The sequence below is a fragment of the Caedibacter taeniospiralis genome (genome assembly GCF_002803295.2).
GTDB lineage: Bacteria > Pseudomonadota > Gammaproteobacteria > Francisellales > Francisellaceae > Caedibacter > Caedibacter taeniospiralis.
In genome coordinates this window covers 21,608-34,052 of the sequence record NZ_PGGB02000007.1, presented here as the reverse complement: position 1 = coordinate 34,052, position 12,445 = coordinate 21,608, and the positions used below count along the sequence as shown (strand labels likewise).

The following is a 12,445-nucleotide window of genomic DNA, read 5'->3' as shown; positions in this document are numbered from 1 at the left end:
AACTTCAGTGTTTAAGCAACTTACTCTGCCTGCTCAATCGTTTTTGACGAAGTCATGGTGTTTATTTTAATTTTCTTTGGCTGCATTGCCTCGGGGATTTCTTTGACTAAGCCTATGTTTAAAATACCATTTTCAAAGTGTGCACTTTTGACTTCAATGTGATCAGCAAGCTCGAAAGTATGGGTAAATGAGCGCTCAGCAATGCCACGATGGATAAACTTACGTTCTTTGTTATCATCCGCTTTGTTGCCAGTAACTGTGAGTTTCCCCTGGTGCACGGTAATGTCAATCTCAGATTCTTTAAATCCAGCAATCGCCATGCTGATCAGGTAATCGTGCTCACTTAAAACCTCAATGTTATAAGGGGGATAGCTTGTTGGCTTGCCTGTCTCAGCCAAAGCGAATAAGCGATCAAAGCCGATGGCATTTCTTACGAGTGCGTCTAATGTGTTCATAATTTTTACTCCTAATTTAGCAAGTTTTATGTGAAGAACTAAGCCGATAAGTCTGCGACTTAGCACGTTGCGTAATACCCTCTTGGCGTATTACGTGGAGATAAATAAGGCTTGAGAAATAGATTTCAAGAAAAAAATGATCTTGCGTGGGGCGCATTCAATAGGTGGAGGGTCTGAATATTTACACTTTTGTTACTTTGAGTGATTTTTCAGAAGACTTGGAGTTGCTATAGATAACCCCAAAATTCTCTTGAAAAAAACTTTCTTATCCGCACTTGTTAGGCATTAAATTCACCGTACCGTTTGGTATATATTTCAATATAAATGGATAGAAAAAATGAAAGCAGAAAAATTTACTCATAAATTACAGGAGGCGCTTAGCGAAGCGCAGAGTTTAGCGATCAGCAAAAGCCATACCATGCTTGAACCCGTGCATATATTAAAAGCATTGCTGGATCAGGAAGGGGGAATGATTGCCTCAATTATTACTCAGGCAGGTGGTAATTTAGGTGCGCTGAATATGGAGTTAAACAGCACCCTTAATAATCTTGCCAGAAGTACTGCTGTGAGTCAGATTGGCGCATCAAACAATCTCATTAAAATACTTCAACAAATGGAAAAACTATCACTTGAGAAAAAGGATGAATTTATTTCAAGCGATCTGTTTTTGATTGCAGGATTTACTGATGGGGCAATAAGCGGAATATTTAAAGCAGCAAATCTCACAAAAGAAGTGCTCGAAAGGGCGGTAGATAAGGTCAGAGGAGGTGCGCGTGTTGAGAGTCAAAATGCTGAGGACATGCAAGGCGCTTTGAAGAAATACACCATTGACCTGACTGAACGTGCGCGTCTTGGTAAGATTGATCCTGTGATTGGGCGCGATGATGAGATTCGCCGCACAATCCAGGTTTTACAAAGGCGAACCAAAAACAACCCCGTGCTCATTGGGCGTCCGGGTGTTGGTAAAACGGCTATTGTTGAAGGCTTGGCGCAACGCATTGTGAATAATGAGGTGCCAGAGGGTGTGCGTAACAAACGTATTTTGTCATTGGATTTAGGTGCATTGTTAGCAGGGGCAAAGTTTAGAGGGGATTTTGAGGAGCGCTTAAAATCAGTGCTTAAAGAGCTTTCTAAGCAGGAAGGCAGTGTGATTCTGTTTATTGATGAGCTTCACACGATGGTGGGTGCTGGAAAAGCCGAGGGTTCAATGGATGCGGGGAACATGCTTAAACCTGCCTTGGCGCGTGGCGAGTTAAGATGCGTTGGGGCTACCACACTGGATGAGTATCGCGAACATGTGGAGAAAGATCCCGCATTGGAGCGCAGATTTCAAAAAGTGCTTGTTGATGAACCCACGGTTGAAGATACGATTGCGATTTTACGTGGGCTTAAAGAGCGCTATGAAGTGCATCATGGAGTAGATATTACTGACCCTGCAATTGTCGCTGCGGCGACTTTATCGCATCGTTATATTACCGACAGGCAACTGCCTGATAAGGCAATTGATTTAATGGATGAAGCCGCAAGCCAAATCAGGATGGAGATAGATTCTCGCCCTGAGGAAATGGAAAAATTATATCGCAAAATCATTCAATTAAAAATGCAGCGTGAGCAGCTAAAAAAAGAAAAAGATGAGGCAACCAAAAAACGCTTAGATGTATTGGAAGATGAAATCAAAGCGCTTGAGAAAGAGTATTCAGGCTTTGAGGAAATCTGGAAATCTGAAAAGGCACAGATGCAAGGCTCTCAAAAGCTCAAGGAGCAGCTTGACCAGGCAAAAATTGACCTTGATGCGGCTAAACGTGTTGGTGATTTATCAAAAATGGCGGAGTTACAATATGGGCTTATCCCGCAACTGGAAGAGCAGATTAAGTCGATAGCAAAAGCAGATCCTGTTAAGACCAAACTGGTACGCACACAAGTCACTGAAAATGAAATTGCTGAAGTGGTATCTAAATCGACTGGGATTCCTGTCAATAAAATGATGGAAGGTGAACGTGAGAAACTTTTACATATGGAAGATTTTTTGGCTAAGCGTGTCATTGGGCAAAAAGAAGCAATTCTTGCGGTATCCAATGCGGTAAGGCGTGCCCGCTCTGGTTTATCCGATCCTAATCGCCCAACGGGTTCCTTTTTATTTCTGGGACCAACAGGAGTCGGTAAAACTGAGCTTACTAAAGCATTAGCCGAGTTTATGTTTGACAGTGAAGATGCGATGCTAAGAGTGGACATGTCCGAGTTTATGGAGAAACATTCAGTTGCGCGCCTGATTGGTGCACCTCCAGGCTACGTGGGTTACGAGCAGGGAGGTTATTTAACGGAGCATGTCAGACGTAAGCCTTATTCAGTTATTTTGCTTGATGAAGTAGAAAAAGCACACCCTGATGTGTTTAATATTCTGTTGCAAATACTGGATGATGGACGCTTAACCGATAGCCAGGGGCGTACAGTAGATTTTAAAAATACGCTACTTATTATGACCTCAAACTTGGGTTCACATTTAATTCAGGAAAAACTCCACCGTGAAGGTTATGATAAAGTTAAACAAGCCGTTTTACAGATTGTGCTGCAGCACTTTAGACCAGAGTTTGTTAATCGTATTGATGAAACGGTTGTGTTTGAACCATTGAGTAAGGAAATGATCAAACAAATCGCCGAGATTCAGATTAATCGCGTGCGTAAACGTTTGCATGAACGTGATTTAAAACTGGAGGTTTCTGCCGTTGCCATGGACGAACTGGCTGATCATGGTTTCGATCCTGTGTTTGGTGCAAGACCGCTTAAACGCGCGATTCAGCATTACATAGAAAACCCCTTAGCAACTTATTTGCTCGAAGGGCGTTATGTCCCAGGTGATGTCATCCAGGTGACCAGTGAGAGCGACGGTTTTGTTTTCTCGAAACAAACGGGTAATACTGGTACGGAAAACTGATGAGTAATCGATTATGCACAGAATACCTTAGCAGCAAGAAACCTGTTTAATCTGATTGGCATGAGTTCTGGCACACAAGCACGCAATGTGAGTCAGAATGTTTTAGCGGTTAGTTTGAAAGCTTATGAAATTAAAACAATGTCTTCTGGCAATGTTGGTAAGCACTCTTTTGTTCACGGTTGTTTTTTCCTGGCAATTGCAAATGGTTAATATAAACGCTATCGCAAAGGGGAATCCCACTTTCTATCAGTTTACGCCAAATTTGGTAAGATTTGCTGTTTGAAAATTGCAAACAATACCTGCTTAGGTATAATAGCCTTCCATAAAAATCAAGCGAAAAAGGTCTGATGTAATCTCTTATATCAGGCGTTTTTATTGCTGTCATTCCCGCGAAGGCGGGAATCCAGCCAGGGACGAAAAATATTTCGCCCCTAGCGCAGGATGACAGAGGGCAGAAAAATAGTCAGAGCCAATAAACGCTGGCGCGTATTCAGTATGCTTTTGTGGGCAGAAATGTGATCAACGCCATTTAGCAAGAATATAAAATAGACCAGAAGGTGAATAATGGCAGTAAGAATTCCAATGACAGTAAGTGGTGAGGCGGCATTAAGAGCAGAATTGCAAGATCTAAAAAGTGTGCAAAGACCTAAAGTAATAGCAGCTATTGCTGAGGCGCGTGAGCATGGTGATTTAAAAGAAAATGCAGAGTACCACGCCGCACGTGAGCAGCAAAGTTTTATTGAAGGGCGTATTCAAGAGCTGGAAGCCAAGCTTGGTAATGCGCAGGTTATTGATGTTACCAGCATAACCAATACAGGCAAAGTCATCTTTGGTGCCACGGTTAGGCTGCTTAATACAGAAACTGAAACTGAAATGACGTATCAGATTGTTGGCGAGGATGAAGCTGATATTAAAGAAAATAAGATTTCACTAAGTTCCCCTCTGGCAAGAGGACTTATTGGCAAAGAAGAGGGTGATGAGACCAGGATCGCTACCCCAGCTGGAATTGTTGATTATGAAATCATTTCGGTAGAATACCGATAAATTCAAAATAGCGCAATGAACTACCTGCTATTACTCATTATCGGACTGATTTGGGGCGGGCAATTTATTCTGATTGATTTATCTTTGTCTACATACACACCTGAGCAGTTATCTTTTCTTAGAACCTTCTATGCCGCAGTTTTCTTGATTATATTTTGTCTTATAACCAGAAGAAAATATGCAAAAAGAGATCTCCTGAGCTGGTTAAAAGTAATTATCATTGGACTGCTTGAGGTTGTTATCCCGTTTGTTTTGATAATGTGGGGGCAGCAATTTGTTTCAGGGAGTATGGCATCGATTTTAATGGGAACTATTCCATTTTTCACGATTGTTCTGATGCTTTTAACGGGAGTTGAGCGTGCAACAGGTGTTAAATTTCTTAGTGTACTTGTGGGATTTGCAGGTCTTATCGTTTTATTTCTTCCAGATTTACGCAACGGATTATCCATGTCATACATGCCACAAATAGCCATTTTGATGGGAGCTTTGTCATTTGCCTTAGCCCTTATTGTGATTCGTAGTTTGCCGCAGGAGGATTCTTTTGTACTATCACGCGATGCGTTTATTGTGGGCAGTATTGTCATGTGCGTTATTAACTCAAGCAACGGTTCGCTATCAAATATTCACTTTTCAATATCTCCATTTCTTGCTTCATTGTCGCTTGGGGTATTCTGCTCAGGTCTGGTTTATGTGCTATATGTCAGTTTAATCAAGCGTGCGGGGGCAGGATTTTGCTCATTATCTAATTATTTGGTGCCATTATTTGGGAGTCTATTTGGTGTCATCATTATGGGAGATCATATCAGCATAAATATGATTTTTGCATGTGTATTGATTCTATCATCAATTGCGATTGAGCCTATTTTGCGTTACGTTAAGCGAAGAAAAGTTTCAATACTAAGTGGGAGAGTTTGATGAGTTATAAAGAAAATATACGTTGGCAACAGCGTTTTTCTAATTATCGAAAAGCGTTAGCGCAGTTACGCCAAGCAATACAAGATTATGATGATAGCGCTCCAGATATAGTTAAAGAAGGGGTGCTTCAGCGCTTTGAGTTCACACATGAGCTGGCTTGGAAAGTACTTAAAGATTTTTTGGAATTTGAAGGTCATCAGAATATTACTGGTTCACGAAGTGCAACTCGACTGGCATTTAATCTTGGCTTAATTAAAGAAGGGCAGATATGGATGGATATGATAGAAAGTCGCAATCGAACTGTACATACTTATGATATAAATTTATTACAGCAAGAATTCACTAAAGTTCATGATATTTATCTCCTTTGTTTTGAGCAATTGGCGCAAACGATGAGTTTAAAGTTATGACAGAACCAGTAAAGTTTGGTCTGGCGCAGAGCCTGATAAATATTTTTGCTAATGTCTTTACCCAGTTTCCTGAAGTAGAGCAAGTAATTATCTACGGATCACGTGCAATGAATAAAGAAAGAGCAGGATCAGATATTGATCTGGTGTTAAAAGGACAAAATATCAATCAAGAAATACTGGATAGAGTCTCTCAAGAATTGGATTCGTTAAACACCCCTTATTTAATCGATTTATGTAACTATCATACGATTAGTAATCTGGCGCTTTTAGAGCATATTGATCAGTGTGGTCAGCTTTTTTATTGGAATCAAAGCAAGTGCTAAGTTGGTATTTATAAAATCATATGATATTATTTTGATATATCATATGATTGTGGAGTTTATAATGATAGCAACATCAGTAAAGCAAGGCGATTTTTGGGCATTTGTCGGCATGCCTTCCCGTGGTCAGGATTTATATCAAGCGATACACAATGGCTTTAGCTGCGATGTTTTTAGCAAGCTTGCGGTCATTTCTGGTCTTGAGAAGAAACAACTGGCAGAAATCACCACCATTCCATCAGCATCTCTTAATAGAAGATTTAAATCTGGGTTCTTCACAGAAGCAGAAAGTGATAGGTTATATCGCTACGCTGAAGTATACAAAGCGACGCTGGACTTATTTGAAGGTCATAATGAAAAAGCAAAAAGTTGGCTGCAAACCTCTGTTGCTGGCTTAGGCGGAAAACGCCCTGTGGAGATGTTAAGGACATCAGCGGAAACCGAAGCTGTTTTAGATTTAATTGGGCGCCTTGAGCATGGTGTTTTTGCGTGAGTACTGTTTATGCGTATAGGTTAGTTAAAACCAAATGGCTGAGTAATGCTTTTACTGGCGATGGTGCAAAACTATATGGAGGCAGATGGAATAGTAAAGGCATGCCATGTGTATATGTAGCAAGCTCTGAATCACTTGCTATTTTAGAAATTTTCGTCCATCTAGAAGATTATTCCTTACTGCAAAATTACACACTATTGCAAGTTAAATTGCCACAATCAGAAATTCAGTATGTTGATCGAGAACATCTACCCAAATGCTGGCAAGATCAGCCTGCTCCACCTGAAACCGCTGCTTTGGGTGATGACTGGCTTAGATCCTGTCAAAGCATGGTGCTTGCAGTGCCAAGTGCGGTTGTCCCCAGGGAATGGAATTACTTACTAAATCCTGAACATGAGAAATTTAGTCAGGTTGTGAAGAGCGTTGAACAGCTTCCCTTTTTAGTCGATGCAAGGTTATGGCGTAAATAAATAGTATTGTCAATCCTCTATAAAAATGTAATACACTGATGCACAGCAAAAAATGCTGCAATTTGTAGGCGATATTTTTTTAGAGTCAGAATGAAAAGAGTGAAAAAAATGAAAAAAATTAGAGTAATGTTTGTCTGTATGGGAAATATTTGCCGCTCGCCAACGGCACATGGGATTTTTCGCCAGTTAGTAGAAGAGGCAGATTTAGCGGATTATTTTGAAATAGAGTCTGCAGGAACGCACTCAGATGGATGGCATAAAGGGGATGCAGCTGATCCAAGAACGATTGCAACTGCCTTGAAATTTGATTGCGATATTGGTGATTTACGCTCAAGACAGCTGGTTACATCAGATTTTGAGCACTATGATTATTTGATTGCAATGGATGATAAAAATATCCGTGACATGCTGTCTATAGCTCCAAAGTCTGGCATGGTGAAAATTGTCAAGCTTTTGGATTACGCTCCTGAGTTATCTATTGATGATGTGCCTGACCCTTACTATAACGATGGCTTTGATCAAGTGTATCTAATGATCGATACAGCATGCAGACATCTACTGGATCAGTTAAAAGCAAATTTAAATAAGTCAAATAATTGAGAGCAATAATGAATTATCGTAATGCAAAATATTTAATGGGCGCATCTTTAGTGGAGCAGTTGCCTGATGATTATGGGATTGAGGTAGCATTTGCAGGGCGATCAAATGCAGGGAAATCAAGTGCATTAAACGCGCTGACTGAACAAAAGAAACTGGCACGAGTCAGTAAAACCCCAGGTAGAACGCAGTTGATTAACCTGTTTACTTTGGAAGAGCACAAACGCCTGGTCGACTTGCCAGGTTATGGATATGCCAAAGTATCAGAAAAAATCAAAGCCAGTTGGCAAAAAACACTTGAGATGTACCTCACCACAAGGCAATGCTTAAAGGGAATTGTATTACTGGTTGATTCACGCCATCCCATTAAAGACTTCGATTGTATGATGATCGAAGCTGCTGTTGGGCGTGACCTGAATCTACATGTTCTATTAACGAAAGCCGACAAGCTTAAGAATGCTGAGAAGGCTAAAGCTGAACGCTTGATGCGTGATTATCTAAAACAGCTAAGGGTACGGGATAATATCAGTTTTCAATTGTTTTCAGCGCAAACAGGTACAGGCTTAGAGAAATTTAAGCAAAAACTGGATGCGTGGTATGAATTACCATTTATTGAACTTAATGATGGGATAGAGGAAAACTAGCGATGGGAAAAGGTAGGGTTGTTTTACATGTTGTTGTCTTTTCACCTGACAACACAATCTAACGCTTAATCTGCTAGGCATTTAGGGTAAATATTGGTATCCTTATGCCAGTTTTTAACAACGAAATCAGTAAACAAAGGTAATACAATGAACGCAAAAATCAGCAATGTTGTTGCAAGACAAATTTTAGACTCTCGTGGGAATCCAACCATTGAAGCGGATGTAATTTTGGAGTCAGGTGCCTTTGGGCGCGCAGCGGTGCCTTCTGGTGCTTCAACTGGCGCAAGAGAAGCACTTGAGCTTCGCGATGGTGACAAAAAGAAATACCATGGTAAAGGGGTGCAGAAAGCCATTAATAATGTCAATAGAACCATTAAAAAAGCCGTTGTTGGATTGGATGCGTTAGATCAGCGTCTAGTGGATCAAACGATGATTGACTTAGATGGTACCAAGAACAAAGAAAAGCTCGGGGCTAACGCCATTTTGGCAGTATCGTTGGCATGTGCGAAGGCGGCTGCATCACACCTAAGAAAACCGTTTTATCGCTACTTGATGAATTCAAAAGAATATATCATGCCTGTTCCCATGATGAATGTGATCAATGGCGGGGTACATGCTGATAATAATGTTGATATGCAAGAATTTATGATCATGCCTGTGGGTTTTGAGAAATTTTCAGATGCACTTCGTTGTGGAGTAGAAATTTTCCATACGCTTAAGAAAGTCCTGGTGAAAGCAGGTTACAGTGTCACCGGTGTTGGTGATGAGGGCGGGTATGCGCCCAACTTGCCTTCAAATGCCATGGCAATAGAGATGATTTTAAAAGCCATTGAAGAATCAGGCTACAAGGCTGGTGAAGAAGTTTACATTGCGCTAGATCCTTCTAGTAGTCAGTTCTACAAAGAAGGAAAGTACGTCTTAGCCTCAGAAAACAAGGTGTTAACATCGGCAGAATTTGTGGATTACTTAGAGGACTGGGTTAATCGTTATCCGATTATTTCGCTTGAAGATGCCATGGCTGAAAACGATTGGGAAGGTTGGAAATTACTGACTGAACGTTTAGGTAAAAAAGTACAACTCGTTGGTGATGATTTATTTGTGACTAATGGCAAAATTCTACGCGAAGGTATAGATAAAGGCATCGCTAATTCTATTTTGATTAAACTTAATCAAATCGGTACTTTAAGCGAAACTTTTGAAACGATGGCAATGGCAGCTGAGGCAGGATATACCTGTGTGATTTCTCATCGCTCGGGAGAAACGTCTGATACAACTATTGCTGATTTAGCCGTGGCAACAGGAGCGGGTCAAATTAAAACGGGTTCATTATGCCGCTCTGATCGCGTCTCCAAGTACAATCAATTATTGCGTATTGAGGAAGAGCTAGCCGATAATGCCATTTATCCAGGGGTTAAGACTTTTAATTTTAGCGATGATTTTAATGCTGCTGAAGAAACAGTCATCATCGTTGAAGATGAAAAAAACCACACGACTGAAGTTAAGGGGCATATTGCCAGGGTTGAACATGCTGTATCAACGCACGTGCCAGAGGAAAAAGCGATTGATCTTTTGATAGAAGAAACCAGGGACAATCAAGAAAAAGAATCTGTAGGCTCTCAAGAAGATCAACCTAAAGCATAATGATTTCGCGTTATACTCTGTTTATTGCAATTCTGCTTATTGGTATAGCAACCTTACAGTATGACTTTTGGTGGAGTAAAACGGGTTTTTTTGCAACGCGGTCCCTAACAGAAGCTGTTAATATCAAGCAGGCGGACAATGGCGTCTTAGAAGTGCGCAATAAGCACTGGTATGCTGAAATTCTTTCTTTGCGCCAGAATAATTCAGTTTTGGAAGGTATGGCACGAGAAAACCTGGGGTTTATCAAGGAAGGTGAAGTTTTTTATCAAATTGTAATGGTTCAAAATAAAAAAGTTTCACTACAGGAAGATAATTGATGAGGCGAATCCTGATTATTCCAGCAAGTGGTATTGGAAGTAGAATGCAGCAAGAGTTGCCTAAGCAGTACATTAAGCTGGATAATGGCTTATCCATTCTGGACACGGCAATTTTTCGTTTATTAAATGAGCCTTTTTTTGATTTAGTGGTGGTTGTGCTTAATTCAAGAGATCGTCATTGGAAAAACTCCATTCACATTAGTAATGCACGCGTTAGGATATGCGCAGGAGGCAAGGAACGCGGTGATAGCGTGCGTAATGCACTGATGTCGTTAAAAAATGTGGCTGAAGATGATGACTGGATATTTGTCCACGATGCTGTAAGACCCTGCGTGAATTTAGACGATGTGAGAAGACTGTATGCAGCAATCCGTATAGAGAACACCATAGGTGGGATATTGGCAACTGCGGTATCTGATACGGTAAAATTAGTTGATGAACAACAGAATATTGTCAAAACCCTGGATCGCAGGTGTATTTACCTTGCGCAAACTCCACAGGCTTTTCGCTATCGCACCTTGCTTATGGGATATTATTTCTGTCTACATAACAACATCATGGTAACCGACGAAGCTTCAGCCATTGAGGCGTTGGATCATCAGCCACTTATTGTCAATGGTGATAAGAGAAATATAAAAATCACAATGCCCATAGATTTAGTATTGGCAAATTATTTCTTATCAACGCTATAGCTTATGCCTTCGGCTTGATTGGCTTTAATATCCAGTGTTCTTTGTGGGAAAGGGATTTCGATATTGTTTTCATCAAAACAGAGTTTGACTTGTTCTGTTAGCGCCCATTTGGTTTCAAAGAAGTCAGCGCGTTTAGTCCAATAGCGCACAAGTAAATTCACACTGCTATCGGCAAGCACATCAACACGAACAATGGGGGCTTTGCTGTCGTCTTTGATGATTTTATCATGGCGTTCGAGAAGTGATTGCAATAGCGCTTTTGCCATTTTCAAGTCACTATCATAGCTAATACCAACAGTAAAATCGTTCCGTCTGAATTCATTGTTGGAGAAATTAGTGATAATGCGTGCAGTCACCAAGCTATTAGGAACTTTAACTTCCAGTCCATCGGTAGTGCGCAAAGTACAAAATACAAAGCTGATACTTTCCACAGTACCAGTGACACCCCCAAGATCAACAAACTCGCCAATTTTGAATGGGCGTGTGGAAACAAGCATAATGCCAGATACAACGATATTGGCTGAGTTTCTTAACGACATGCCAATCCCAACGATTAAAGCAGTAATTGCCGCGGTTAGCGGAGTTGTTGATATGCCTAGCTCACTAATAGCAATTAAGATAACAAAGATAATCAAAAAAATATGCAGAATCTGCATCAAAAACATAGTTACGGCTTTGTCTAACTTGGTTTTAAGCAGCAGCTTTTGGGTGCTATTCTTAACGATTTTGGCGATGATGAAGCCCGCAATAAAAATAATGATTGCCAGTACCACATTAGGTAAATGCTCCAAGATTAAAGAAATAATCCACTGAAGGTATTGATTGAGATTTTGCATATGAAGTTCCACGTGTTTGCTCCAGTTTTTGTTCATTTCAAGTTTAATGGCACTTTGGATCGTTAGTGTGCCAAATTTTTTAGAAACTAAGCTCTCCTGAGTTCTGATTGTTTATTTTAACAACCTCGATGACTTGCCCATAGTATTTCGGGATGGTGATCGTTAAGGTTAATAAAGCGTGCTAATACAAACAAATAATCTGATAGTCGATTAAGGAAACTTAGAATCAATGGATTATTAGGCTGCGTTTTATCTTGTATCAAAGCCACGTAGCTTCTTTCGGTTTTGCGCGCTATGGTGCGAGCCTGATGGCACAGTGCCGAGCATTGCGAGCCCCCTGGTAAGATAAACTCTTTCAAGGGAGCAAGACTTTCATTCCAATCATCTATTTGTTTTTCAAGCATTGTAATCGAGTCAGTATTCAATTGACTAAATTCAGGAAAAGACAGCTCACCGCCAATATTAAATAAATGCTGCTGAATGTATTGAAGCTGTTCATTAATGACAGTGTCATGAGAAAAAGCGACGATCACACCAATGGCAGCATTAAGCTCATCAATTTGCCCAATGGTTTCAATAATGGGTGCGCATTTTTCAATACGGATGTTATTAGATAATGCTGTTGTTCCCTGATCACCAGTTCTTGTGTAAATTTTTGATAATCGATAGCCCATAGTTG

Annotated in this window: 15 protein-coding genes and 1 pseudogene; 13 read left to right on the top strand and 3 right to left on the bottom strand. The window is 40.5% G+C overall.

Features of this window, described 5'->3' with window-relative positions; genetic code table 11:
* Window positions 1–20 precede the first annotated feature (20 nt).
* On the bottom strand, window positions 21–455 hold the full coding sequence (locus CU053_RS03895) for an Hsp20 family protein (protein WP_100551013.1): 435 nt from the start codon (window positions 453–455) through the stop codon (window positions 21–23).
* Between the two features lie 337 nt (window positions 456–792).
* Here CU053_RS03895 and clpB point away from each other — a divergent pair, with 337 nt between their 5' ends.
* From clpB to ispD, 13 genes and pseudogenes are all read left to right on the top strand, one after another.
* Window positions 793–3,387: an ATP-dependent chaperone ClpB gene (gene clpB, locus CU053_RS03890; protein WP_100551012.1), complete on the top strand. Its 2,595-nt coding sequence runs from the start codon at window positions 793–795 to the stop codon at window positions 3,385–3,387.
* Window positions 3,388–3,447: 60 nt separating this feature from the next.
* Window positions 3,448–3,597, top strand: a complete 150-nt coding sequence (locus tag CU053_RS03885) for a hypothetical protein (protein WP_158106982.1) — start codon at window positions 3,448–3,450, stop codon at window positions 3,595–3,597.
* 354 nt (window positions 3,598–3,951) lie between these two features.
* A complete protein-coding gene (gene greA / locus CU053_RS03880) occupies window positions 3,952–4,431 on the top strand; it encodes a transcription elongation factor GreA (RefSeq protein WP_407643792.1) in 480 nt (159 codons plus the stop codon).
* Window positions 4,432–4,446: 15 nt separating this feature from the next.
* Window positions 4,447–5,346 (top strand): DMT family transporter, encoded by a 900-nt coding sequence (locus CU053_RS03875; protein WP_100551011.1) that lies wholly within the window; start codon window positions 4,447–4,449, stop codon window positions 5,344–5,346.
* Window positions 5,346–5,756 carry a nucleotidyltransferase substrate binding protein gene (locus tag CU053_RS03870; RefSeq protein WP_100551010.1) on the top strand — a complete coding sequence of 137 codons (411 nt, stop codon included), beginning with the start codon at window positions 5,346–5,348 and terminating at the stop codon, window positions 5,754–5,756. Before CU053_RS03875 ends, CU053_RS03870 begins: the two co-directional genes overlap by 1 nt.
* Window positions 5,753–6,079 carry a nucleotidyltransferase domain-containing protein gene (locus CU053_RS03865; RefSeq protein WP_100551009.1) on the top strand — a complete coding sequence of 109 codons (327 nt, stop codon included), beginning with the start codon at window positions 5,753–5,755 and terminating at the stop codon, window positions 6,077–6,079. Before CU053_RS03870 ends, CU053_RS03865 begins: the two co-directional genes overlap by 4 nt.
* Before the next feature lie 61 nt (window positions 6,080–6,140).
* Entirely contained in the window at window positions 6,141–6,569 is a 429-nt protein-coding gene (gene parS / locus CU053_RS03860) for a type II RES/Xre toxin-antitoxin system antitoxin (protein WP_100551017.1), read from the top strand.
* A complete protein-coding gene (locus CU053_RS03855; protein WP_100551008.1) occupies window positions 6,566–7,039 on the top strand; it encodes an RES family NAD+ phosphorylase in 474 nt (157 codons plus the stop codon). The genes parS and CU053_RS03855 overlap by 4 nt, the downstream gene beginning before the upstream one ends.
* 108 nt (window positions 7,040–7,147) lie before the next feature.
* Complete coding sequence (locus CU053_RS03850; protein WP_233263332.1) at window positions 7,148–7,639, top strand: low molecular weight protein-tyrosine-phosphatase; 492 nt, start codon at window positions 7,148–7,150, stop codon at window positions 7,637–7,639.
* A gap of 8 nt (window positions 7,640–7,647) precedes the next feature.
* Window positions 7,648–8,280: a ribosome biogenesis GTP-binding protein YihA/YsxC gene (gene yihA, locus CU053_RS03845; protein WP_100551006.1), complete on the top strand. Its 633-nt coding sequence runs from the start codon at window positions 7,648–7,650 to the stop codon at window positions 8,278–8,280.
* Between the two features lie 147 nt (window positions 8,281–8,427).
* Window positions 8,428–9,807: pseudogene (gene eno / locus CU053_RS03840) on the top strand (phosphopyruvate hydratase); the annotation flags it as partial.
* Between the two features lie 113 nt (window positions 9,808–9,920).
* Complete coding sequence (locus CU053_RS03835; protein ID WP_100551004.1) at window positions 9,921–10,238, top strand: septum formation initiator family protein; 318 nt, start codon at window positions 9,921–9,923, stop codon at window positions 10,236–10,238.
* Window positions 10,238–10,930, top strand: a complete 693-nt coding sequence (gene ispD, locus CU053_RS03830) for a 2-C-methyl-D-erythritol 4-phosphate cytidylyltransferase (RefSeq protein ID WP_100551003.1) — start codon at window positions 10,238–10,240, stop codon at window positions 10,928–10,930. The genes CU053_RS03835 and ispD overlap by 1 nt, the downstream gene beginning before the upstream one ends.
* Here the strand turns inward: ispD and CU053_RS03825 are convergent.
* A complete protein-coding gene (locus tag CU053_RS03825; protein ID WP_158106981.1) occupies window positions 10,909–11,766 on the bottom strand; it encodes a mechanosensitive ion channel family protein in 858 nt (285 codons plus the stop codon). The genes ispD and CU053_RS03825 overlap by 22 nt on opposite strands.
* Before the next feature lie 116 nt (window positions 11,767–11,882).
* Window positions 11,883–12,440: a cob(I)yrinic acid a,c-diamide adenosyltransferase gene (locus CU053_RS03820; RefSeq protein ID WP_100551001.1), complete on the bottom strand. Its 558-nt coding sequence runs from the start codon at window positions 12,438–12,440 to the stop codon at window positions 11,883–11,885.
* Window positions 12,441–12,445: the final 5 nt, after the last annotated feature.

Coding starts and splice junctions, on each gene's coding strand:
- CU053_RS03895 (WP_100551013.1), bottom strand. CDS start 455: ATGAACACATTAGACGCACTCGTAAGAAATGCCATCGGCTTTGATCGC.
- clpB (WP_100551012.1), top strand. CDS start 793: ATGAAAGCAGAAAAATTTACTCATAAATTACAGGAGGCGCTTAGCGAA.
- CU053_RS03885 (WP_158106982.1), top strand. CDS start 3,448: ATGAGTTCTGGCACACAAGCACGCAATGTGAGTCAGAATGTTTTAGCG.
- greA (WP_407643792.1), top strand. CDS start 3,952: ATGGCAGTAAGAATTCCAATGACAGTAAGTGGTGAGGCGGCATTAAGA.
- CU053_RS03875 (WP_100551011.1), top strand. CDS start 4,447: ATGAACTACCTGCTATTACTCATTATCGGACTGATTTGGGGCGGGCAA.
- CU053_RS03870 (WP_100551010.1), top strand. CDS start 5,346: ATGAGTTATAAAGAAAATATACGTTGGCAACAGCGTTTTTCTAATTAT.
- CU053_RS03865 (WP_100551009.1), top strand. CDS start 5,753: ATGACAGAACCAGTAAAGTTTGGTCTGGCGCAGAGCCTGATAAATATT.
- parS (WP_100551017.1), top strand. CDS start 6,141: ATGATAGCAACATCAGTAAAGCAAGGCGATTTTTGGGCATTTGTCGGC.
- CU053_RS03850 (WP_233263332.1), top strand. CDS start 7,148: ATGAAAAAAATTAGAGTAATGTTTGTCTGTATGGGAAATATTTGCCGC.
- yihA (WP_100551006.1), top strand. CDS start 7,648: ATGAATTATCGTAATGCAAAATATTTAATGGGCGCATCTTTAGTGGAG.
- CU053_RS03835 (WP_100551004.1), top strand. CDS start 9,921: ATGATTTCGCGTTATACTCTGTTTATTGCAATTCTGCTTATTGGTATA.
- ispD (WP_100551003.1), top strand. CDS start 10,238: ATGAGGCGAATCCTGATTATTCCAGCAAGTGGTATTGGAAGTAGAATG.
- CU053_RS03825 (WP_158106981.1), bottom strand. CDS start 11,766: ATGCAAAATCTCAATCAATACCTTCAGTGGATTATTTCTTTAATCTTG.
- CU053_RS03820 (WP_100551001.1), bottom strand. CDS start 12,440: ATGGGCTATCGATTATCAAAAATTTACACAAGAACTGGTGATCAGGGA.